Source organism: Pseudomonas sp. Q1-7, from assembly GCF_028010285.1.
Classification (GTDB): Bacteria; Pseudomonadota; Gammaproteobacteria; order Pseudomonadales; family Pseudomonadaceae; genus Metapseudomonas.
Genome location: NZ_CP116304.1, coordinates 1,526,083 through 1,547,662, shown reverse-complemented (window position 1 = coordinate 1,547,662; position 21,580 = coordinate 1,526,083). Strand labels below are relative to the sequence as shown.

Below are 21,580 nucleotides of genomic sequence, written 5' to 3'. Positions count from 1 at the left end.
ATTCGCTCCTACATCAAACCGGCCGTGCCAGGGTTGAAGGCGAGCTCGCTCAGTCCTCCTCGTCTTCCCGCACCAGCACGCAATGCAGGCCGTCGTCGTCCTCGTGGCAATCGAAGAGGTAGAACATCTGCACCTCGCCGCTGGCGGTGACCACCGCAACGAAGTCGCCGGCATCGGCAAGGTAGAACGCGCGGCTCGCCGGCTCGGCCTGGCACTCGATCAGGGCCGTGACGAAGGCGCTGGGGTCGATGTCGCCGAAATAATCCTCGCGGTCCTGGGCGCTCCATTCGGCGGGTGCCTGGAAGGGGCCGGTGAAGAGAATGCGCGCGTCTCCCAGGTCTTCCTCCTCGGCATCCAGATCGTTTTCGTCGGGACGGTAAAGGCTGCAGTCCTGGGCATCGGCATGGCCGAGCACGGCCTGGCGGGCGGCCTGGCGCTTTTCCGGGTCGAGGCCGGCGGCCAGGCAGATCTGGGCCCAGCTCTCATCTTGGCTTGGGGACACGGGAGGTTCCTTCTGGGTGGGGGGCTGAAAAAGGATTCTAGTTTCAGCCACGCCCGGGCGATGGGCAAATCCCGTTGGAGCCCCCCCCCCCAGCCTGTGCTTAGCTGAACGCCAGACAACCTGGGCGCTACCCATGATCCCCAGAGAAATCCAGACCCAGCTGCAGGCCCTCTTCACCGCCCACGGCATGACCGAGCCAGCGCTGCAGGACTGCCTGATGGCCACGATCAAGCTGCGTGACTACGAACGCGACCAGTTGATCATCCGCGCTGGCGAACGCCCCACCCACTTCTACGCCATCCTCGCCGGCGTGGCGCGCTACTACTACCTGTCCCCCGAAGGCCGGCAGTGGAACAAGACCTTCTTCCGCGAAGGCCAGTTGATCGGTTCCCTCAGCGCCCACCTCAAGCAGCAGCCCTGCACCTACAACATCGCTGCCGTGGAAAAGTGTCGGCTGGCCAGCCTGCCCCTGGCCGTCCTCGCCCAGCACGGCCAGCGCTTTCCCCAGTTGCTGCAGATGCAGGAACTGATGGTCCGCCAGATCATGCTGCGCAACGAAGACCGCGAGGCCATGCTGCTCACCGGCAATGGTGAGCAGCGCTACCAGTGGCTGCTGGAGCACGAAGCCTGGCTGCTGGACCGGGTTCCCCAGTACCAGTTGGCCAGCTACCTGGGGATGGACCCGGTGTCGTTCTCGCGGGTCAAGCGCAAACGGGCGAGCTGACCCCCTCGCGCACCCGCAAACCCAGGGCTTCGGCGCGCTCCAGGCAGAGGGTACGCTGCTCGGCCGGCACGCCGGACAGACTGATCCACAGGATGCCGTCGCACCCCTGCTCCACCTCGCAATCCAGCTCCGGGCAATCGCCGCGAAGCCGCTCCAGGTAGACGCTGGCCGCTGCCAGCTCGCGCAGGCGCTGCTTGAAGATCTTGCCCACCACCGTTACCGGCAGGGCGTCCATCAGGAATACCCGCTTGGGACAGGCCGGTCGCTCGTCGATGTGTTCGAAGGCGAAGCGTTGCAGTTCGTCGACGCTGGCCCCATGGCCCTGGCGCAACTGCACGAAGACCACCGGCAGCTCGCCGGCGTACTCGTCCGGCATGCCCACGGCGGCCGCCAGGGACACCGCCGGATGGCGTTCCAGGCAATTTTCGATCAGCGCCGGGTCGATGTTGTGGCCGCTGCGGATGATCAGGTCCTTGGCGCGGCCGGTGATGAACAGGTTGCCCTGCTCATCCAGGTGGCCCAGGTCGCCGCTGCGCAGCCAACCTGCTTCCAGCGTCGGTGATTCCTGGCCCAGATAGCCGGCGAACACGGTGGGGCCGCGCACGCAGATCTCCCCGCCGTCGATTTTCACCTCGATGGGTGCCGCCACATGCCCGGCGCTGCCGGGAATGGCCGGTCCGGACAGGTTGGGCAGGGCGATCACGCCAGCGCATTCGGTCATGCCGTAGGCCTGGTAGAGCTCCAGCCCGGTCAATGCCTTCACCTTCTCGCACAGGGCCGCCGGCACCGGCGCACCGCCCGAGAGCATGAAACGCAGGCTAGAGATGTCGCGCCCATCGAGGGGCACCTCGAGCATTGCCGCCACCGAGGTGGGAATGCCGCCACTCAGGGTGATGCCGTAGTGCTCCACCAGGCGCCAGTGCTGGCGGATCACCTCCGGGTTACGGAAGCCGCCGAGGGTCGGCAGCAGCATGCGCAGCCCGCTGGCCAGGCCACCCAGGCTGTTCACCAGGGCACCGGCGACATGGAAGATCGGCAGGCCGTTGAGCGCCACGTCCTCCGGCACGGCGGCCATGCACCGGCGATAGGCGCAGGCGGCGGCCACCTGGTTGGCGTGGGTCTGCCGGGCCAGCTTGGGCAGGCCGGTGGTGCCACCGGTATGGAAGTAGGCCGCGATATCGTCGGCCCGGGGCCGCAGTTCATCCGCCAACGGCTCGCCGCTGTAGTGGGCCTGCAACAGGTCGTAGAAGAACGCGCCCCCCTGCGCCAGCACCGACACGCAGGCCGGCCGGTTCGGCAGGCGCAAGGACGCGCCCAGGGCCTTCTGCCAGAGGTCGGAACTCTCCACCGGGCCGAGGGCCACCACCAGGTCGGTGCCGGCCTTCTCCAGCAAGCTGGCGAGGGCGTCCTCGTTCAGCAACGGATTGATCGGGTTGGCGACACCGATGCTGGCGGCCGCCCAGAGCAGGCACTGACTCTGCGGCAGGTTCGGCAGCAGCAGGCTGATCACCGGCCTGGGCTTGCCCGCCAGGTCCAGCAACAGGCGCGCAGTGCGGTTGAGCTGGGCGAAGAAATCCGCGTAGCTCAAATCCTGCGCGCCGATCTCCGCCCCCAGGCTGTGGATGAAGGTCAGGGCGGTCCGCTGTGGATAAGCGGTGGCCGAAGCCTGGAGCAATTCATAGACGGTACGGGGAGCTGAAACGGACATGGCGGCCTCCTGGACCTGCGCGTTGTTGTGCGCCGATTCTTGAAGGCCGCGAACGGGGCGGCATTAACAAATGTTAAGACGCGTCAGAAGCGCGCCAGCTGCATCTCACGCAGGCGGCTCAGGGTGCGGCGGAACGGGAATTCCAGGTAGCCCTCGGTGTAGAGACGGTCCATGGGCACGGCCGCCTCCAGGTGGAGCGGCACCCGGCGGTCGTAACACTCGTCCACCAGGGCGATGAAGCGGCGCACGCCATCGTCATGCACCGACAGTTGCGGCAGCTCGCGGTCGCCTGCCACCACGCGCTCGGCGGCATCCTCGGTGCCACGGGCAATGCGCCCTTCGCGCCGGGGCGCGCCGAGCGCCGGAACCTCACTCAGGAGAATGGCCGGGAAGCGGTCGCACAGGCTGATGAAGTCCAGCGCCGCCAGGGGTTGCTCGCAGAGTTCGGCATAGCGGAACCACACGGCTGCCGCACACTGGCGCACCACCGCCACCGGGCGATGGCCCAGTTCCACCGCCCCGCTGGACACGCCCTGCCCCGCCGCCAGCCGCTCGAAAACCTCCGCCAGTGCACTGGGCCGGCCGGGCTCGGCCACCCAGTAGCGTTGGTGAAGGGTGCCCGGGTGCAAGCGATGGTCCTGGCCGCCATCCACCGCCACCACCTGCATGTGCCGTTCGATGGCGTCGATGGCCGGCAGGAACCGCTCGCGGTTGAAGCCGTCGGCATAGAGCTGTCGCGGCGGCTGGTTGGAGGTGGCGACCATGGCCACGCCCTCCGCGAACATCGCGCTGAGCAGGCGCCCCAGCAGCATGGCGTCGCCGATGTCGTTGACGAACAGCTCGTCGAAGCACAGCACCCGCACCTCCCGGCCCAGCTCGCGGGCCAGGGCCCGCAGCGGGTCCGGCGTGCCGGTGAGCTGGAACAGCCGCTGGTGCACCCAGCGCATGAAATGGTGGAAATGCTGGCGCCGGGCGGGCACCCGCAGGCTCTGGTGGAAGCGGTCCATCAGCCAGGTCTTGCCGCGCCCCACCGGGCCCCAGAGGTAGACGCCGGTCACTTGGCCGGTACGGTGCAGCGCCTCATGGCAGGCCTGCAGGCAGTCGACCGCATGGCGCTGCGCCGGGTCGGGCTGGAAGCCGCCCTGGTCCAGCGCATGGCGGTAGGCGGCAAGGGGGGAATCGACGTTCATGGCGCCGCATTGTGGCGGTTGAGCCACGGGAAACAAGGGGGCACCCCATTTTGTGGGAGCGAATTCATTCGTGATGCGGACCCACGGGCCGCTGCGCGGCCCTTCGCGAATGAACTCGCTCCTACAACTCCAGCGCCAGCAGGTCGGCCAGGGTCTGGCGGCGGCGAATCAAGCGTGCCTCGCCACCGTCCACCAGCACTTCCGGCAGCAGCGGGCGGCTGTTGTAGTTGGACGACATGGACGCGCCGTAGGCCCCGGTGTCGTGGATCAGCAGCAGGTCGCCGACCTTCGCCGCTGGCAGCTCGCGCGGAGCCACCAGGCCGCCGTCGTGCTGGGTGAAGACGTCGCCGGACTCGCACAGCGGACCGGCGACCACAGTGGGGCGGCTCGGCGCGTCGATCGGCTGGCCGGCATCGTCCAGCAGGGTCATGCCGTGGTAGCTGCCATACATGGACGGGCGCATCAGGTCGTTGAATCCGGCGTCCACCAGGATGAAGTGGTTGCTGCCCACATCCTTGGTGGCGCGGACTTCGCTGAGCAGGCAGCCGGATTCGGCCACCAGGAAGCGGCCCGGCTCCAGTTCCAGGCGCACCGGGTGCTTGACGATGCCTTCGATTTCGCGACGGGCCTGGTTCCACAGTTCGGCGTAGCGCGGGATATCCACCAGCGGATCGGTGCCGCGGTAGGGAATCGACAGGCCGCCCCCCGCGGAAATCGCCTCCAGGTCACAGCCCAGGTCGCGCACCGCGCCAACCATGGCGCCACAGACCTGCTCCAGGTGGCTGTAGTCCACCCCCGAGCCGATGTGCATGTGCAGGCCCACCAGCTGCAGGCCATAGTCGCGGATCACCGCCATGGCGGCGTCCAGCTGGCTGTGCCAGATGCCGTGCTTGCTGTTCTCGCCGCCGGTGTTGGTCTTCTGGCTGTGGCCGTGGCCGAAACCGGGGTTGATGCGCAGCCAGACGCGGTGGCCGGGGCTGGCCTGGCCGAGCTGGGCGAGCATGTCGATGGAGCCGACGTTGACCTCGATGCCCAGCTCCACGGCGCGGGCCAGGGTCGGCCGGTCGAGCAGGTCGCAGGTCAGCACCACGCCGGCCGGCTCGCCCTGGGGCGAATAGCCGGCCAGCAACGCACGTTCGATCTCGCCGAGGGACACCGCGTCCACCTGCACGCCCTCCTCGCGCATCAGGCGCAGGATGGACAGGTTCGAACAGGCCTTCTGGGCGAAGCGGATCACGTCGAAGCCCTTGAGCTGGGCGATGCGCTCGCGGATCACCGCGGCGTCGTAGCACCAGAGCGGGGTGCCGTGTTCACGGGCGAGATTGGCGAGGGTAGCGGCGGGAAGGGTCGGGCGCATGGCGGCCTCCGAAGTCGGGATGCCGCCATGATGGCAAGCCGTATCGATTCAGAAAAATACCAATTCATCCATACTCGATTCATTATTGATATGGCTAACACCTCGGAACCGCCCATGGACCTCTCCCTCCGCCATATCGAAATCTTCCGCGCCGTGATGACCGCTGGCAGCGTCACCGGCGCCGCGCGCCTGCTGTTCACCTCGCAGCCGACCGTCAGTCGCGAGCTGGCGCGCTTCGAGCACCTGCTGGGCTTCCGCCTGTTCGACCGCGAAAGCGGCCGCCTCAGCCCCACCGCCCAGGGCCTGGCGCTGTTCGACGAAGTGCAACGCTCCTACGCCGGGCTGGAGCGCATCGCCGGCGCGGCCCAGGCCATCCGCCGCTTCGACCAGGGCCAGCTGGCCATCACCGGCCTGCCGGTGTTCGCCCAGACCCTGCTGCCCGCGTTCTGCCAGGCCTTCCTCGCGCGCCATCCGGGTGTGCGCCTGGCCATCAGCGCCCAGGAGTCGCCGCTGCTGGAAGAATCCCTGAGCGGCCAGCGGCATGACCTCGGCCTGTCGGAAACTGACTTGCTGCCGCGCGGCACCCGCGGTTCGACGCTGTTCGCCGCCGATATGGTCTGCGTGCTGCCGGAGCACCACCCACTGCTGGCAAAGGCCGAACTGGCGCTGGCGGACTTTCATGGCCAGCCCTTCATCAGCCTGGCCGGCCTGGACATCTACCGGCAGAGCCTGGACGCCCACTTCCTCGCCGCCGGGATCGAGCGACGCATGGTGGTGGAAACCAGCACCGCCGCCTCGGTCTGCGCCATGGTCCGCCAGGGCCTGGGACTGGCCATCGTCAACCCGCTGAGCGCGTTGGACGAGGCGGGACGCGGGTTGCAGGTACGCCGGCTGCGCACATCGATCCCCTTCCGGGTGCAACTGATCCGCCCGGAACACCGTCCCTCCTCGGTCCTGGTGGATGAGGCGGAGGCAGTGTTGCAGCAACAGGCGGGGCAGATGAGCCGGGAACTGGAGACACGCCTCGGGCGGCTGGATTGATATTCCCTTTTTGGGGGGCCACGGGAACTTCCGGGAATCGGTGGGCCCACGTCGGATTGGCAATCCGGTAGGAGGGAGCTCGGGGTCTTGTGGTTCGGCTCATTGCCGAGTGGGCTTCAGCTCTCTGTTTCGTCCCCCCGGACGAGTCCCTTTCTCAGTCGCCGAAAGGAACCAAAGGGCTTGCCCCTGCATCCGGCCCGGCTGCGCCGGGTACCCTCGCTCCATCCTTGCGCCGGGGGCACGGCGTGAGGGGCCATCCATGGCCCCGCACGCCTCTCGCGGCATCCATGCCGCTCGTCCCCCTCTGCAAGGATTCCGCTCGGCCTCCTGAAGGGGCGAAGTCCCTGCTTCACCTTTGTTCTCTCGGTTTCAGAACCGTATGCGCTTTGGCTTTGTCTGGCCCTCGCCGGCGCGTGTCACCCCTCTACCTCTGGGGTGAAGAGGCATGCTTTTCGGGAGCACCGCTTCCGCTGCCGATGAACGACTGACCGCAAAGCGATCAGGCTGGGACGCAGGGTGGGGGCCGGGGGAGAGGGATGCATCCGGCCACACATTGCCAACCCATGGCACTCACGCAATGTTGCCAATCCGGTATGCCTTTCAGCTCCTCGCATTGCCTTGAAGAACCTCTTTCCGCGCCAGGCCGAAGTACCAACAATGACAGCCTGGCCCCGCTCCGGGACAGTTGAACGACACGAGGCAACCAAAGCATGAAATCCCCCGGCGGCATGTTGCTGACAGGCATCGAACTGGACCGTTCCAGCCCGATTCCGCTGTACCGCCAGCTCTACCTCCAGGTGCGCAAGCAGATACTCTCCGGGCGACTGCCGGGCGGCACGCGCCTGCCCTCCACGCGCACCCTGTGCAAGGAGCTGGGGCTGTCGCGGATCACCCTCCTCAATGCCTTCGACGAGCTCACCGCCGAAGGTTTCCTGGCGCCACGCACCGGCGCAGGAACCTATGTCGGCCGCGAATGGGAGGGCCGCAACGCCGCCGCCGACACCCCACGCAAGCCGCCGCGCCTGTCCAGCCTGGGCCAGTCCGTGCTGTCGCTGCGCAGTGAACACTTCGGCGGCATGTCCTACGCCTCCTGGGCGCCCGAGTGCCCGACCTCCTTCCTGCCCAGCCACCCGGCCTACGATGCCTTCCCGCTGCCGGTCTGGCGGCGCCTGATGAATCGCCACCTGCGCCAGCCGACCAAGGCCATGCTCGGCTACGGCGAGCTGAAGGGTCTGCTGCGCTTGCGCGAGGCCCTGGTCGAATACGTTTTCGATGCCCGTGGCATCGAATGCAGCGTCGATCAGGTGGTGATCGTTTCCGGCGCCCAGCAGGCCTTCAACATCCTCGCCATGCTGCTGCTCGACGGACAGGACGGCGTGTGGATGGAGGACCCCGGCCACATCGCCGCGCGCATTGCCTTCCAGGCCCAGGGCGCGCGCCTGGTTCCCCTGCGCATCGACGACCAGGGGCTGGACGTGCAGCAAGGCCTGCGCGACTGCCCCGACGCTCGCCTGGCCTTCACCACCCCGTCGCGCCAGCATCCGCTGGGCACCACCATGAGCTATGCCCGTCGGCAGGAACTGATCGAGTGGGCGGGCCGCGGCCACGGCTGGATAGTCGAGGACGATTGCGACAGCGAGTTCCGCTACGTTGGCCGCTCCCAGCCGGCGCTGTTCGCCATGGACCAGTGGCAGAAGGTCATCTACGTCGGCACCTTCAGCAAGGTGCTCTACCCGTCGCTGCGCCTGGGTTACGTGATCCTCCCCGAGGCGCTGGTGGAACCCTTCTGCGCCATCCGCGCGGTGATGGACCGCAGCCCTTCCACGCTGCACCAAGCAACCACCGCCGACTTCATGGCCGAGGGTCACTTCCTCGGCCATATCCGCCGCATGCGCGCGCTCTACCAGGCTCGCCAGGAGAGCCTCGTGGAGCAGTTGCGGCGCCATCTGGACGGTTTCCTCGAGGTCAATCCGGTCGTGGCCGGCCTGCACCTGATCGGCTGGCTGGACGAGACGGTGGACGACGCCGCCCTCGCCCTGGGGCTGGCCCGCCAGCAGATCTACACCTATGCCCTCGGCGACTACTGCCTCAAGCGCTACCTGCCGCCGGGGCTGCTCATCGGCTTTGCCGGCACCCCCGCCGAACAGGCCGGGGAGAAGGTCGAGGCACTGGCACGGGCCCTGGAAGGACTCGGTCACCATCTGTAGCGGACGACGGCCAAAGTGGTCATAACAATTAAAAAATAATGGCTATATCGATAGCGCCATTCCGGAGAGATAAAGGCTGCGCCGGGCAAACCGGCACCTTTTTCAGGAATGACAAGAATGAACGCTATCCAAGCCCGCTTTGCCGCCCTGCTCGGCCACAACGCCGGCAGCGACGTGCCACCGCCCCTGCTGACGCCCGCCCTCGCCGGCCGACTCCTCGAACGCCTCGATGGCCTCCGCCTGTTCGCCCACGGCTACCCGCTGCTGACCAACCTGACCCACGGCCTGCTCAAGCCGGAAGACCTGCTGGACTTCGCCTACCGCCACGAACTCCAGGGCCTTTCCCTGCACCTGCTGGACGGTGAAGCGAACAGCCTGTCACAGATGGGCCCTGCCCAGCTCCAGGCCTTCGCCGACAAGGCCCGCGCCCTGGGCCTGGAGGTCCATCTGGAAATCAGCAGCACGCGCCGCGAAGACGTCGACCAGGTGGTGGCCATCGCCCGCGCCATCGGCACCCGCAACATTCGCGTGTATTCCCGCTACGAGGGCCACCTGTCGCGGGTCATGGCGCTGATCGAGACGGACCTGCGCTACCTCGGCGAACTCGCCGACCGCTATGACCTGAACTTCGACTTCGAGCAGCACGAGGAGCTCAAGAGCTTCGAGATCGCCCAACTGCTGCGCCAGGTCGGCAATCCGCGCCTGAATGCGCTGTTCGACTTCGGCAACATGATCAACGCCTGCGAGCAGCCGCTGCCCGCGCTGCGGGCGCTGGCCCCGTACATCCGCCAGGCACACCTCAAGGGCGTGCGCATCGTCCCCGAGCAGAACGGCTTCGGCCATTACGGCGTGCTGCACGGCAGCCCGCAGGACGACCTGCCCGGCGCGCGGATGCTGTTCGAGCTGCTGATGCTCGGCGACCCGGCCCCGCAAGTGATCGCCTTCATCCTGGAACAGGAAAACCACTACATCGCCCCGGCCTTCCGCCAGTCGGACGAAGCCGATGACCCCTTCATCCCCTACCGCGAAATGAGTGAGACCGGCCTGCCGCCGGGCTACACGGTCGCGCGCATGGCGGCCGACGAGCAGCGCTGGGCGAACAACCAGGTCCGCCATGTGCGCGGCCTGCTCACCGAGTGGCGTGTGCTGGCCGAGCTGACCCTGGCCGCCTGCGGCCAAGCCCCTGCCTGAACCGCCCGAGGCGGCAGGTGACCTTTCAATCCGGAAACTGTGGAGAACAACAATGACAGCACAGGCCAAGGCCAAATGGCTCAGGTTGCTGGTCCTCGTCCTCGGCGGCGGGACCATCTACAAGCTGGCGAACCTCAAGGATGCCTTCTACGTCCCCATGCAGGAGCACATGGGACTGACCCATACCGAGATCGGCGCCCTGCTCAGCGCCAACGCCATCGTCGCCACCGCGCTGTTCGTGGTCGGCGGCTTCCTGGCGGACCGTTTCGCCACCCGCAAGCTGATTCCCCTGGGCCTGATCGGCACCGGCTGCCTGGGGCTGTACCTGGCCACCTTTCCCGGCTACAGCCAGCTTCTGATCGTCTTCAGCCTGCTCGCCATCTGCGCCGACTGCCTGTTCTGGCCGTCGCTGCTCAAGGCCATCCGCAACCTGGGTGACGATGGTGAACAGGGCCGGATGTTCGGCTTCCTCGAAGGCGGCCGGGGCGTCATCGACACCCTGGTGGCGTTCTCCGCCCTGGGCGTGTTCGTCGCGATGGGCTCCGGCGCCGTCGGGCTGAAAGCGGCCATCCTGTTCTATTCGGCGATCGACATCGGCATCGGCGTGCTGACCTGGTTCCTGCTCCGGCAGAGCAAGGCCAGCGCGCCCGCGGGTGAAACCATCGGCCTCGCCGGCCTGCTGGAAGCGGTGCGCGTACCGGGTATCTGGCTGGTCAGCCTCAACGTGTTCATGGTCTACATCGTCTACTGCGGCCTGACCTACTTCATCCCCTACCTGAAGGACATGTACCACTTGCCGGTGGCCCTGGTCGGCGCCTACGGGATCATCAACCAGTACTTCCTCAAGGTGCTGGGCGGACCGGCCGGCGGCTTCCTGGCGGACACGGGCTTCAGGAGTTCCAGCCGCTACCTGAAGTGGGCCTTCCTGGCGCTGCTGCCGGTCATGGCGGTGATCCTGACCATCCCCACCGGTGCGGACTACATCTACGCCGGCATGGCCGCCACCCTGTCGTTCGCGCTGATCGTCTTCACCATGCGCGGCGTGTTCTGGGCGCCCATGAGCGAAGTCGGCATTCCCTCGCGCATCACCGGCTCGGCCTTCGGCATCGGCTGCCTGATCGGCTACGCGCCGGGCATGTTCGCCTACGTCATCTACGGCGCCATCCTCGATCACTACCCGGGCCAGCAGGGTTACACCTACGTGTTCAGCCTGATGAGCGTCCTGGCGGTGATCGGCTTCATGGTGTCCGGCGTGCTGCACCACAGGGTGCGCGAGCGCAGCGCCGGCCTGCCGCAAAGCGCGACAGCCCAGGCCTGACGGCAGCAACGAAAAAGCCAGCCCTTCGCGGCTGGCTTTTCTCGTTCAGCGGATCGGCGCGCTGCACCGGCCGCTCATCGGCGATTGGCCACAGCCGCTGCCGGCACCTTGCCGCTGACGCCACTTTCCAGCCAGCGGCGCATGCGCGTGGCATCGGCCATGTGGGTGTACTTGCCAAAGGCGTCCAGCAGCACCACGGCCATGGGGCGCTGCCCCATACGGGTGAGCATCACCAGGCAATGCCCGGCATCGTTGGTGAAGCCGGTCTTGGTCATCTGGATGCTCCAGTCGGGCTTGCGCACCAGGTTGTTGGTGTTGCGGAAGCTCAGGCTGTAGCGCGGCTTGATGAAACTGACCACCTTGGCCGAGGTGGTGCTGTACTCGGTCATCAGCGGGTACTTGCGGGTTTCCTTCAGCAGTCGCACCAGGTCGTTGGCGGTGGAAACGTTGAAGGGCGACAGACCGGTGGGCTCGACATAGCGGGTGCTGGTCATACCCAGCGCGCGGGCCTTGGCGTTCATCGCCTTGATGAAGGCCGAGTAGCCGCCCGGGTAATTGTGGGCCAGGGTGGAAGTGGCCCGATTCTCCGACGACATCAGGGCGATATGCAGGAGTTCACCGCGGCTGAGCTGGCTGCCCAGGCGCACCCGCGAGTAGATCCCCTTCATTTCCTTGTTATCGCGGATGGTGACGGTGAGCACCTCCTTCAAGGGCTGCCGGGCTTCCAGCACAACCACCGCGACCATCAGCTTGGTCACCGAAGCGATGGGCATCACCCGGGCGGGATTACGCGCATAGACCACTTTATCGCTGGCAAGGTCGACCAGCAGGGCGCTGCGGGAGGAAAGTTGCAGCTTCGCCGGGTCGCGCTGCGGCAGGGCTTGCTCCGCGGCCTGCACAGGGGCACCTGCCAACATGAAGACGCAGGAACCCAGAACGAACAACTTGGTGATCGAACTACGAATATTCACGATGCTTCCAATGAAAATAGGGGCCGGGAGAGGGGGCCCCGCAACGAAGAGTATAGGAACGAAGCTGCCGGGATACTCAGCACCTTCCGTCGACAGGGCGCGATTCTGCGCCTTTGGTCGGGTGATCGCCAGTGGGAGGGAATGGCGGTGAGCAGCGCGCCGATTCAGCGGATCAGCGCGCCCCGCTCGGCCAGCAACTGACGCAACAGGGAGCGGTGGCAGCGCGCCTCGTTCTCGCAGTAGCAGCCCACCGCGAAATGGCTGCCGTGGGACAGCGCCGCCAGCAGGTCGAGCACCCGCGCGCCCTCCCCGCCCTCCATCTCGGCCCGGTAGCGCTTGGCGAAGCGCGCCCAGTCGGCGTCGCTTTCGACCGCCTTGCCCTCGGCCATCAGCTCGGCACTGGGGGCCAGCAGGGGCAGCCAGGTGTCGTAGTAGTCGCGGCTGGCGAACTCGGCCTTGGGCACGCCGCGCGGCGGTCGGCGCACGGTGCCGATGCGCAGGCCCTCATCGGCGGCGCGCGGTGTCCCCAACTGGACGATGCTGATGCTCATCGCACCTCCTCAGCGGCTGCTGCCGGGCAGTTCGCGGAAATCCTCGCTGCGGTCCATCGCCTGCAGCGCCTCCAGCAGCTTGGCCGTCGGTACCACCAGCTTGCGCTGTTCCAGGTCGAACCAGCCGACGGTGGAGGTGACCCGCGCCGCCAGGACGCCGCCGCGGTGGAACTCGTTGCGCAGCAGCATGCGGCTGCCATCGGCCGACAGCCCGGCGGCGCTCATGCTGACCGTCAGTTCGTCGAGCAGATGGCATTCGCGGAAGTATTCGATCTCGTCCTTCATCACCACCGGGCCCAGGCGCAGGCGGCGGAATTCGGACATGGGAAAGCCGAAGTCGGCGAAGTACATCATGCGCACGTCGGCCGACTTATCCAGGTAGGCGGTGTTGCGCATATGGGAATTGAAGTCCATGTCGCCCCAACCGGCGATAAGGGTCCTCTGGTACATGACGGGTCTCCGTGGCGAGTGGTGGTGAGGCTCACTTTAGGGCGCGCCAGCCCTTTTCGACACTGGCGCGACTGACAATTCTGGTTGCGATCACGCCATGTCGCTCACTGTCCTTGAAGGGACATTCGCAAGCGGTCCGGCCGGGGAACCATCGTTGCATCGACCCACCATCAGGGCTACACCGGAGGCCCCTGCCGAATCCATCTGATATGGTTTTTGTCGACTGATCTGAATCTGTTTTACCCATCAGTGTCGTCCTACAGTCCGCCTCGCCGTAACAGCCTGATGGGCACTGATCATGAGCGAAAGAATTCCGGCGCAGGTCATAGAGGTCTCCCCCAGCCTGCCTCCCATAGCCAGCAAACCCCTGTCCGCCACCAACGGACCCGTCCACACCCGCCGCTTCACCGGCTTCTACCGTGATCTGCGACGCATCGGCGCGGGTCTGCTGTGCCTGCTCTTCTTCGGCACCCTCTGGCTCGACTGGGATGGCCGCCAGGCGGTGCTCTGGAGCCTGGAAGACAGCAAGTTCCATATCTTCGGCGCGACCTTCTGGCCGCAGGACTTCATCCTGCTCTCGGGGCTGCTGATCATCTGCGCCTTCGGCCTGTTCTTCATCACGGTGTTCGCCGGCCGCGTCTGGTGCGGCTACACCTGTCCGCAGAGCGTCTGGACCTGGATCTTCATGTGGTGCGAGCAGGTCACCGAGGGCGACCGCAACCAGCGCATCAAGCTGGCCGCTGCCCCCTGGAGCGCCGACAAACTGATGCGCCGCGGCGCCAAGCACGCGCTCTGGCTGGCCATCAGCCTGGCCACCGCCATCACCTTCGTCGGCTACTTCACCCCGGTGCGCGAACTGGTGACGAACCTGGCCACCTGGGAAGTCGGCGGCACGGCGCTGTTCTGGGTGATCTTCTTCACCGGCGCCACCTATATAAATGCCGGCTGGATGCGCGAGCAGGTGTGCATCCATATGTGCCCCTATGCGCGCTTCCAGAGCGTGATGTTCGACAAGGACACCCTGATCGTTTCCTACGACGCCACCCGGGGCGAATCCCGAGGTCCGCGCAAGAAGGGCAGCGACGCGCAGGCGCAAGGCCTGGGCGACTGCATCGACTGCCAGATGTGCGTGCAGGTCTGCCCCACCGGCATCGACATCCGCGACGGGCTGCAGATCGCCTGCATCGGCTGCGCCGCCTGCATCGACGCCTGCGACTCGATCATGGACCGCATGGGCTACGCCCGCGGCCTGGTAGGCTACAGCTCGGAGCGCGCCCTGGAGGGCGGCAAGACCCGGTTGCTGCGCCCGCGCCTGATCGGTTACGCCATCGCCCTGGTGCTGATGATCATCGCCCTGGCCTGGATGGGCATCACCCGTCCGCAGTTGTCGGTGGATGTGATCAAGGACCGGGGCATGTTCCGCGAGAACGCCGCCGGCGAGATCGAGAACATCTACAACCTCAAGCTGATCAACAAGACCCAGCGCGACCAGCGCTATGTCGTGGCGCTGGCCGATGCCCCCGGGTTCCGCCTGCAGGGCGAGCACGAGGTGAGCATCGCCGCCGGCGAGATCCTCTCATTGCCGGTTTCGGTGGCGCACACCGACGACAGCGGCCCGGCCGGTTCCCGTCCGCTGCGCTTCGTGGTGCGCAGCCTCGACGAGCCGGACAACGAGGCCAGCGCCAGCAGCACCTTCGTCAGCCCGAGGCGCTGAACCATGGGCCGGGATCATGGCGGCGCACGCGCCGAGCGCTTAGAGTTGGGCACCCACTGGCCGCTGCCCAACCTGGAAAAAATGAAGCGCTACGAAAAATTCGCCGACGAGATCGCCGAGCTGATCCGCACCGGGGTCCTGGCCCCGGGGCAGAAGGTGCCCTCGGTGCGGCACGCCAGTCGTACCTACGGCGTCAGCGCCTCCACCGTATTCCAGGCCTACTACCTGCTGGAAAGCCGCGGGCTGATCATGGCCCGCGCGCGCTCCGGCTACTTCGTCTGCGAACACGCGCGGCGACCGCTGCCCGAACCCCAGCCGGGACCGAGGGAAGCGGCGACCACCGAAGTGGACGTCAGCGAGCTGGTGTTCTCGGTGCTCAGTTCCATCAAGGACCCGGACACCGTGCCCTTCGGTTCGGCCTTCCCCAGCCCGGAACTCTTTCCGTTGCAGCGCCTGGCCCGCTCCATGGCCCATGCGGTCAAGGAGATGGACCCACGCTCCACCGTGGCCGACATGACCCCGGGCAACCACGCCCTGCGCCGGCAGATTGCCCTGCGCTACATGGTCGGCGGCCTGCCGCTGCCCATCGAGGAACTGGTGATCTGCAACGGCGCGCTGGAAGCGCTGAACCTCTGCCTGCAAGTGGTCGCCCGTCCCGGCGACCTGGTGGCCATCGAGGCACCAGCCTTCTATGCCAGCCTGCAGGTGCTGGAGCGGCTGAAGCTGAAGGCGGTGGAAATTCCCGTGCACCCGCGCGACGGCATCGATCTGCAGGTGCTGGAGAGCAGCCTGGAACGGCTGCCAATCAAGGCCTGCTGGTTCATGAGCAACTTCCAGAATCCGATGGGGGCCAGCCTCTCCGAGGACAAGAAGCGCCAACTGGCGGCCCTGCTGACCCGACACCAGGTGCCGATGATCGAGGACGACGTCTATGCCGAGCTGTACTTCGGCCAGCACGCGCCCAAGCCGGTGAAGGCCTTCGACACCGAGGGCCTGGTGATGCACTGCAGCTCCTTCTCCAAGAGCCTGGCCCCCGGCTACCGCGTCGGCTGGGTCGCCGGCGGCCGCTTCTCCGGGCAGATCGAGCGGCTGAAACTGATGACCAGCATTTCCGCCTCCGTCCCGGCCCAGGCGGCCATCGCCGACTACCTGCAACACGGCGGCTACGACCGTCACCTGCGCAAGTTGCGCTATGCCCTGGAAAGCCAGCGCAACGCCATGCTGGCGGCCGTGGCCCGACATTTCCCGGAGGAAACCCGCGTCAGCCGGCCGGAAGGCGGCTACTTCCTCTGGCTGGAATTCCCCGAACAGGTGGACTCGCTACGCCTGTTCCAACTCGCCCTGGCCCAGGGCATCAGCATCGCGCCGGGTCCGATATTTTCCGCCACACGGCGTTTCGGCCATTGCGCCCGCCTCAACTACGGCCACCCCTGGAGCAACTCCAGCGAACAGGCCATGGAAACTCTGGGCAGAATTATCAGGTCTCTTCTGGGCAATTCCTGATATCTCGAGAGTAGAAGTCCTTCACACCGGAGCGAATCACCTGCAATGGTGATTTCTCATTTGCTTGTTATACTTCACCCTGTTCTTTCCGGTTCCTCAGAAAATTCGACTTCTGATCCCGGAATAGTCGCAGGGGTATTCCGCAATGCCTGGAAAGATGGCCCGTAGTTGCGACTATCGAACTTTGTCCTACAAGAAGACCGCACCGACGGCCCCGATCGGGGGACAGACGCTGTGGAGGCCAAGGCCTCTAGATCGCCCGATCCACCACACGACCATTGATTAAAGAGACGGAAAACCACGTGACGAAAGACGAACTGCGCGCCGAACTCGAGCGCCAGGCGCAACGTTACAAGGATGTTTATGGTGGTGAAGTCACCACCTACGCGGCGCAACGGGACCCCGAGCGCAAGCCCTGGCGAAAAAAACCCAGCCTGCTCGACAAGAGCTTCGAAAGAGAGCTGGAAAAGATCGAGAAAGAACTCGGACAAACCTCCTGACAAATTGCCGCAGCCGGCAAGCCGGGAGAATCGCTCCTATTGATTTGTGGCAACACATGCAGGGACTACCGGAAACCGGTCGACGCCCGGGTCTGGGCGACGACCGGTTTTCTGGCATAATCGCGGCCCCTTCATGAGCCTGTCACATAACCTTCATGTTCGATCTCTTCAGTGGGCTAGATGCCTGGCTGGTGGTGAGCCTCTGTCTCGCCCTGGCATTCGTCCTGACCTTCGAGTTCATCAACGGTTTCCATGACACCGCCAACGCGGTGGCCACGGTCATCTACACCAAGGCCATGTCGCCTTACCGGGCGGTGATCCTCTCGGGGATCTTCAACTTCCTTGGCGTACTGCTCGGCGGCGTCGGCGTGGCCTATGCCATCGTTCACCTGCTGCCGGTGGAGCTGTTGATCAATGTCAACACCGGCCATGGCCTGGCCATGGTGTTCAGCCTGCTCACCGCGGCGATCGCCTGGAACCTCGGCACCTGGTACTTCGGTATCCCGGCCTCCAGCTCCCATACCCTGATCGGCTCCATCCTCGGCGTCGGCCTGGCCAATGCACTGCTCACCGACGTGCCGCTGGGCGAAGGCGTGAACTGGGGCAAGGCCATCGACATCGGCCTGTCGCTGATCTTCTCCCCGGCCGCCGGCTTCCTCGTCGCCGCCCTGGTGCTGCTCAGCCTGAAATGGGTGTACCCGCTGTCGAAGATGCACAAGACCCCGGAAACCCGTAAGGAGTTGGATGAGAAGAAGCATCCGCCTTTCTGGAACCGCCTGGTGCTGGTGCTCTCCGCCATGGCCGTGAGCTTCGTCCACGGCTCCAACGACGGCCAGAAAGGTATCGGCCTGATCATGCTGGTGCTGATCGGCATCGTTCCGGCCAAGTTCGTGCTGGACCTCAACAGCACCACCTACCAGATCGAGCGCACCCGCGACGCGGCGATCCACCTGAACCAGTTCTACCAGCGCCACACCGACACCCTCGGCGAGATGCTGGCCCTGGGCAAGAACAACGGCAGCGACATGCCGGCTCTGTATCGCTGCGATCCGAAGCAGACCGAGCCGACCATCGCGGCCTTGCTGAAGACCCTCGACGGCGTTTCCAACTACAACGACCTGAACGAGGAGCGCCGCGTCGAAGCCCGTCGTTATCTGCTCTGCCTGGACGACACCGCGAAGAAGGTGGGCAAGCTCTCCGCCCTGCCGGCACGCGAGAAGGCCGACCTGGATAAACTGCGCAAGGACCTGACCGCCACCACCGAATACGCGCCCTTCTGGGTGATCCTGGCCGTGGCCCTGGCCCTCGGCATCGGCACCATGGTGGGCTGGAAGCGCGTGGTGCGCACCGTCGGCGAGAAGATCGGCAAGCACGGCATGACCTACGCCCAGGGCATGAGCGCGCAGATCACCGCCGCCTGCGCCATCGGCATGGCCAACATCTACAGCCTGCCGGTTTCCACCACACACGTGCTGTCGTCCGGCGTCGCCGGCACCATGGTCGCCAACAAGAGCGGCCTGCAGGGCGGCACCGTACGCAACATCCTGATGGCCTGGGTACTCACCCTGCCCACCACCATCGTGCTGTCCGCCGCCTTCTTCTGGCTGGCGATCACCGTGATCGTCTGAACCGGACAATGTCTAGTCCTGAAATAGGTTTACACCTATCAGGCCAGGATCCAGACCTCAAAACGCCCGATGCACCGCATCGGGCGTTTTGTATTTCAGGGCTTGGTGAGGGCGTTCCCGGTTATAGATGTCCACGGCCTCGCGCACCATCCGGCGGGCTTGTACCAGGTTCGCTGGAGTCTGGGTCAGCAGTTCGTTCTTCAGGATGCCGTTGACCCGCTCGGCCAGGGCGTTCTGGTAGCAGTCATAGCCATCGGTCATCGAGCAGGTAATGCCGTGCTGGGCATGCAGGCGTTGGTAATGCGCCGAGCAGTACTGGATGCCACGGTCCGAGTGATGCACCAGGGGCTGGCGCGTCCGGCGCCGCTGCAAGGCCAGGCTAAAAGCCCGGGCAACCGACTCGGCATGCAGCCCTTCATGGACATGGTGCCCCACGATCTTGCGCGAGTAGGCATCGGTGACCAGGCTCAGGTACAACGGGCCGCTTTGGCTGGGCAGGTAGGTGATGTCGGCGACCCAGACCCGTTCCGGCGCGTCGGGCTGCACTTGCTGCGGGCCGGGCTTGAGCAGATTGGGGTGGCGATAGAAGCGGTGAAAGCTTTGAGTGGTCTTGTGATACGCCCGCTTGGGCAAGATCAGCAGCCGGTGCTCGGCCAGCACGCGAAACAGGCGATCCCGCCCGACCCGCAGCCTCGGGTCGGCCTGACGCTGAAGCACGAAATGCAGTTTCCGTGTGCCCAGGCGCGGCTGACGCATCCGCAGGTGCCGCACGAACTGGGCGACCTGTCGATCCTGATGGCCGCGGCGATCCGCCGTCCGGTTGCGCTGGTAATAGGCCTGGCGACTGATGCCCATGAACTGGCAAGCCCTGCTAACGCTCAGCCCTTGGACTTGCCTTTGCGTGAGGACTTGCCGGTACGCTTTTTTACGATGGAAACGCCGTAGTCGTTCTTCAGCACATCCACCACGGCCTCAAAGAACTGGGCCTTCTGGTTGGCTAGCTCCAGCTGCTGCTCCAGTTCCTTGATGCGTTGCTCGGGGGTCAAGGGTCGATCGGGCTCGGACACGGAAAGGCTCCTTGCGGTACGGATGGACGCCCCCTGGCTCCAATCCTGCCGACCGTGCTTGCGTAACCACACCAACACCGTCGACCGACCCTGGATGCCATAACGGGCCTGAGCCTCCTTGTAACTCATTTCGCCCTTTTCGACCTGGTCGACGACCGCCAATTTAAAAGCCAGCGTGTAATCGCGCTGGCTACGTCGTACACCTTGCGCCATGGGACGCTCCTGAAAACAAAGGCCAAGGTGTAAACCTTATTCAGGACGGGACACAAGCCTGAAAAAGGGCGCCTTCGGGCGCCCTTTCTCTTTCCGATGTCCCATCCCCAAGGCCCACTCTCGCCCTGCGCGAAGCTTGCCAGGCGATTGAAATCGCCCCCACCAGGCTCTTCTCAGCGGCGCTTGCTGCCGCCCAGCAACGACCCCATCAGTCCGCGCACCAACTGCCGGCCCAACTGGTTGGCCGCCTGGCGCACCGCCGTCTTCATCGCCTGGCTGGCGAAGGTGCCAAGCAGTTCGCCGGCCAGATCCCCGATACCGGGGGTGCTGGCCGGTGCCTTGCCACTGCTCTGCCCGGGGCTCTCCACGGGCGCCTGGGCCGCGCGAGCGGTGAGCATCTCATAGGCGGATTCGCGATCGATGGCCTTGTCGTAACGGCCGGCCTGGGGTGAGCCACGCACCAGCGCGGCGCGTTCGCTTTCGCTCAGCGGGCCGATGCGCGACTGCGGCGGGGCGATGGCCACGCGCTGGACCATGGCCGGGGTGCCCTTCTCTTCCAGGGTGCCCACCAGGGCTTCGCCGATGCCCAGCTCGGTGAGCACGGCCAGGGTGTCGAATGCCGGATTCGGACGGAAGCCGTCGGCCACCGCGCGCAAGGCCTTCTGCTCCTTGGCCGTGAAGGCCCGCAGGCCGTGCTGGATGCGCAGGCCGAGTTGGGCCAGCACGTCATCCGGCAGGTCGCTGGGGGACTGGGTGACGAAATAGACGCCGACGCCCTTGGAGCGGATCAGCCGAACCACTTGCTCCAGGCGTTCCTGAAGGGCTTTCGGGGTATCGGCGAACAGCAGGTGCGCTTCGTCGAAGAACAGCGCCAGCACCGGTTTGTCGGCATCGCCGCGTTCGGGTAGTTGCTCGAAAAGCTCGGCCAGCAGCCAGAGCAGGAAGGTGGCGTACACCTTAGGAGCCTCATGCACCAGGCGACTGGCGTCCAGCAGATGAATACGCCCACGGCCATCGCGGTCGGGCTGAAGGATGTCCTCCAACTGCAGCGCGGGTTCACCGAACAGCGCCTCGGCACCCTGCTGCTCCAGGGTCGCGAGGCGCCGCAGCAGGGCCTGGGCAGAAGCGCCGGCGAACAACGCGCGATCCTCGCCCAGCAGCTCCGGGTGATCCTTCAGGTGGTTCAGCAGAGCCTTGAGGTCCTTCAGGTCGAGCAGCAGCAGGCCTTCGCGATCGGCCACCTGGAACGCGGCGTAGAGCGCCGCCTGCTGGCTGTCGGTCAGTTCCAGCAGGTTGCCCAGTAGCAGCGGGCCCATTTCGCTGAGGGTGGTACGCAAGGGGTGCCCGGACTGCCCGGCCACATCCCAGAGGGTGACCGGACAGGCCTGGGGCCGGTGCCCCAGCCAGGGCATGGAGGCGATACGCTCGGCCACCTTGCCCTGGGGATCGCCCACGGCACCCAGGCCACAAAGATCACCTTTTATATCCGCCGCGAACACCGCCACGCCGGCGTCGCTGAACGCCTCGGCCAGCCGCTGCAGGGTCACCGTTTTGCCCGTGCCGGTGGCCCCGGCAATCAGGCCATGGCGGTTGGCCAGTTTCATGGCCTGGACGATGGCGTTGCCTTCTGGATCAGCGCCAAGCGTCAAGGAAGGTTGTTCGAGCATTTTGCCGCCCTCGGGTTAAAGCTTTCATTGGGTTTGGCCGATACATAAACCGACGTTTCTAATCAGTTTTTCAGCACT

Annotated in this window: 18 protein-coding genes; 9 read left to right on the top strand and 9 right to left on the bottom strand. The window is 65.8% G+C overall.

Going from position 1 to position 21,580, the window contains the following annotated elements:
- Positions 1-49: 49 nt before the first annotated feature.
- Positions 50-469, bottom strand: coding sequence for a hypothetical protein (locus PJW05_RS07165; RefSeq protein WP_271412186.1), 420 nt, complete (start codon positions 467-469; stop codon positions 50-52).
- Between the two features lie 166 nt (positions 470-635).
- Here PJW05_RS07165 and PJW05_RS07160 point away from each other — a divergent pair, with 166 nt between their 5' ends.
- Entirely contained in the window at positions 636-1,226 is a 591-nt protein-coding gene (locus PJW05_RS07160) for a Crp/Fnr family transcriptional regulator (RefSeq protein WP_271411027.1), read from the top strand.
- Here the strand turns inward: PJW05_RS07160 and PJW05_RS07155 are convergent.
- From PJW05_RS07155 to lysA, 3 genes are all read right to left on the bottom strand, one after another.
- On the bottom strand, positions 1,204-2,934 hold the full coding sequence (locus PJW05_RS07155; RefSeq protein ID WP_271411026.1) for an AMP-binding protein: 1,731 nt from the start codon (positions 2,932-2,934) through the stop codon (positions 1,204-1,206). The two genes, PJW05_RS07160 and PJW05_RS07155, sit on opposite strands and share 23 nt — an antisense overlap.
- An 83-nt stretch (positions 2,935-3,017) precedes the next feature.
- Entirely contained in the window at positions 3,018-4,124 is a 1,107-nt protein-coding gene (gene zapE / locus PJW05_RS07150; protein WP_271411025.1) for a cell division protein ZapE, read from the bottom strand.
- A gap of 121 nt (positions 4,125-4,245) precedes the next feature.
- On the bottom strand, positions 4,246-5,481 hold the full coding sequence (gene lysA / locus PJW05_RS07145; RefSeq protein ID WP_271411024.1) for a diaminopimelate decarboxylase: 1,236 nt from the start codon (positions 5,479-5,481) through the stop codon (positions 4,246-4,248).
- Between the two features lie 114 nt (positions 5,482-5,595).
- Here lysA and PJW05_RS07140 point away from each other — a divergent pair, with 114 nt between their 5' ends.
- From PJW05_RS07140 to PJW05_RS07125, 4 genes are all read left to right on the top strand, one after another.
- Positions 5,596-6,522, top strand: coding sequence for a LysR family transcriptional regulator (locus PJW05_RS07140; RefSeq protein ID WP_271411023.1), 927 nt, complete (start codon positions 5,596-5,598; stop codon positions 6,520-6,522).
- 710 nt (positions 6,523-7,232) lie between these two features.
- Complete coding sequence (gene pdxR, locus PJW05_RS07135; RefSeq protein ID WP_271411022.1) at positions 7,233-8,729, top strand: MocR-like pyridoxine biosynthesis transcription factor PdxR; 1,497 nt, start codon at positions 7,233-7,235, stop codon at positions 8,727-8,729.
- A gap of 117 nt (positions 8,730-8,846) precedes the next feature.
- Positions 8,847-9,920: a sugar phosphate isomerase/epimerase family protein gene (locus tag PJW05_RS07130; RefSeq protein ID WP_271411021.1), complete on the top strand. Its 1,074-nt coding sequence runs from the start codon at positions 8,847-8,849 to the stop codon at positions 9,918-9,920.
- Between the two features lie 52 nt (positions 9,921-9,972).
- Positions 9,973-11,238, top strand: a complete 1,266-nt coding sequence (locus tag PJW05_RS07125; protein ID WP_271411020.1) for an MFS transporter — start codon at positions 9,973-9,975, stop codon at positions 11,236-11,238.
- A gap of 74 nt (positions 11,239-11,312) precedes the next feature.
- Here PJW05_RS07125 and pbpG read toward each other — a convergent pair whose 3' ends face one another.
- From pbpG to PJW05_RS07110, 3 genes are all read right to left on the bottom strand, one after another.
- Positions 11,313-12,155: a D-alanyl-D-alanine endopeptidase gene (gene pbpG / locus PJW05_RS07120; RefSeq protein WP_271412185.1), complete on the bottom strand. Its 843-nt coding sequence runs from the start codon at positions 12,153-12,155 to the stop codon at positions 11,313-11,315.
- Between the two features lie 218 nt (positions 12,156-12,373).
- Entirely contained in the window at positions 12,374-12,760 is a 387-nt protein-coding gene (locus PJW05_RS07115; protein WP_271411019.1) for a DUF488 domain-containing protein, read from the bottom strand.
- A gap of 9 nt (positions 12,761-12,769) precedes the next feature.
- Positions 12,770-13,210, bottom strand: a complete 441-nt coding sequence (locus PJW05_RS07110) for an acyl-CoA thioesterase (RefSeq protein ID WP_271411018.1) — start codon at positions 13,208-13,210, stop codon at positions 12,770-12,772.
- Between the two features lie 298 nt (positions 13,211-13,508).
- On the opposite strand from PJW05_RS07110, the gene ccoG reads away from it, so the two are divergent.
- The 4 genes from ccoG to PJW05_RS07090 all read left to right on the top strand — a co-directional run bounded on the left by ccoG (position 13,509) and on the right by PJW05_RS07090 (position 18,555).
- Positions 13,509-14,924 carry a cytochrome c oxidase accessory protein CcoG gene (gene ccoG / locus PJW05_RS07105; RefSeq protein WP_271411017.1) on the top strand — a complete coding sequence of 472 codons (1,416 nt, stop codon included), beginning with the start codon at positions 13,509-13,511 and terminating at the stop codon, positions 14,922-14,924.
- 81 nt (positions 14,925-15,005) lie between these two features.
- Positions 15,006-16,427, top strand: coding sequence for a GntR family transcriptional regulator MpaR (gene mapR, locus PJW05_RS07100; RefSeq protein WP_271412184.1), 1,422 nt, complete (start codon positions 15,006-15,008; stop codon positions 16,425-16,427).
- 302 nt (positions 16,428-16,729) lie between these two features.
- Positions 16,730-16,927 carry a hypothetical protein gene (locus tag PJW05_RS07095; protein WP_271411016.1) on the top strand — a complete coding sequence of 66 codons (198 nt, stop codon included), beginning with the start codon at positions 16,730-16,732 and terminating at the stop codon, positions 16,925-16,927.
- 155 nt (positions 16,928-17,082) lie between these two features.
- Entirely contained in the window at positions 17,083-18,555 is a 1,473-nt protein-coding gene (locus PJW05_RS07090) for an inorganic phosphate transporter (RefSeq protein WP_271411015.1), read from the top strand.
- Between the two features lie 57 nt (positions 18,556-18,612).
- On the opposite strand, the gene PJW05_RS07085 is transcribed toward PJW05_RS07090, so the two are convergent.
- Positions 18,613-19,835, bottom strand: a protein-coding gene (locus PJW05_RS07085; protein WP_271411014.1) for an IS3 family transposase whose coding sequence is annotated in 2 segments (ribosomal slippage) — positions 18,613-19,484 and positions 19,484-19,835 — 1,224 coding nt in all. Because the reading frame shifts where the segments join, the coding sequence is not laid out codon by codon here.
- Between the two features lie 173 nt (positions 19,836-20,008).
- Positions 20,009-21,502, bottom strand: a complete 1,494-nt coding sequence (locus PJW05_RS07080) for a helicase HerA-like domain-containing protein (RefSeq protein WP_271411013.1) — start codon at positions 21,500-21,502, stop codon at positions 20,009-20,011.
- Positions 21,503-21,580 lie beyond the last annotated feature (78 nt).

Excerpts from the sequence above, each read along its gene's own strand:
- PJW05_RS07160 (WP_271411027.1), top strand. The coding sequence starts at position 636 with ATGATCCCCAGAGAAATCCAGACCCAGCTGCAGGCCCTCTTCACCGCC.
- PJW05_RS07155 (WP_271411026.1), bottom strand. The coding sequence starts at position 2,934 with ATGTCCGTTTCAGCTCCCCGTACCGTCTATGAATTGCTCCAGGCTTCG.
- zapE (WP_271411025.1), bottom strand. The coding sequence starts at position 4,124 with ATGAACGTCGATTCCCCCCTTGCCGCCTACCGCCATGCGCTGGACCAG.
- lysA (WP_271411024.1), bottom strand. The coding sequence starts at position 5,481 with ATGCGCCCGACCCTTCCCGCCGCTACCCTCGCCAATCTCGCCCGTGAA.
- PJW05_RS07140 (WP_271411023.1), top strand. The coding sequence starts at position 5,596 with ATGGACCTCTCCCTCCGCCATATCGAAATCTTCCGCGCCGTGATGACC.
- pdxR (WP_271411022.1), top strand. The coding sequence starts at position 7,233 with ATGAAATCCCCCGGCGGCATGTTGCTGACAGGCATCGAACTGGACCGT.
- PJW05_RS07130 (WP_271411021.1), top strand. The coding sequence starts at position 8,847 with ATGAACGCTATCCAAGCCCGCTTTGCCGCCCTGCTCGGCCACAACGCC.
- PJW05_RS07125 (WP_271411020.1), top strand. The coding sequence starts at position 9,973 with ATGACAGCACAGGCCAAGGCCAAATGGCTCAGGTTGCTGGTCCTCGTC.
- pbpG (WP_271412185.1), bottom strand. The coding sequence starts at position 12,155 with ATGTTGGCAGGTGCCCCTGTGCAGGCCGCGGAGCAAGCCCTGCCGCAG.
- PJW05_RS07115 (WP_271411019.1), bottom strand. The coding sequence starts at position 12,760 with ATGAGCATCAGCATCGTCCAGTTGGGGACACCGCGCGCCGCCGATGAG.
- PJW05_RS07110 (WP_271411018.1), bottom strand. The coding sequence starts at position 13,210 with ATGTACCAGAGGACCCTTATCGCCGGTTGGGGCGACATGGACTTCAAT.
- ccoG (WP_271411017.1), top strand. The coding sequence starts at position 13,509 with ATGAGCGAAAGAATTCCGGCGCAGGTCATAGAGGTCTCCCCCAGCCTG.
- mapR (WP_271412184.1), top strand. The coding sequence starts at position 15,006 with ATGAAGCGCTACGAAAAATTCGCCGACGAGATCGCCGAGCTGATCCGC.
- PJW05_RS07090 (WP_271411015.1), top strand. The coding sequence starts at position 17,083 with ATGTTCGATCTCTTCAGTGGGCTAGATGCCTGGCTGGTGGTGAGCCTC.
- PJW05_RS07080 (WP_271411013.1), bottom strand. The coding sequence starts at position 21,502 with ATGCTCGAACAACCTTCCTTGACGCTTGGCGCTGATCCAGAAGGCAAC.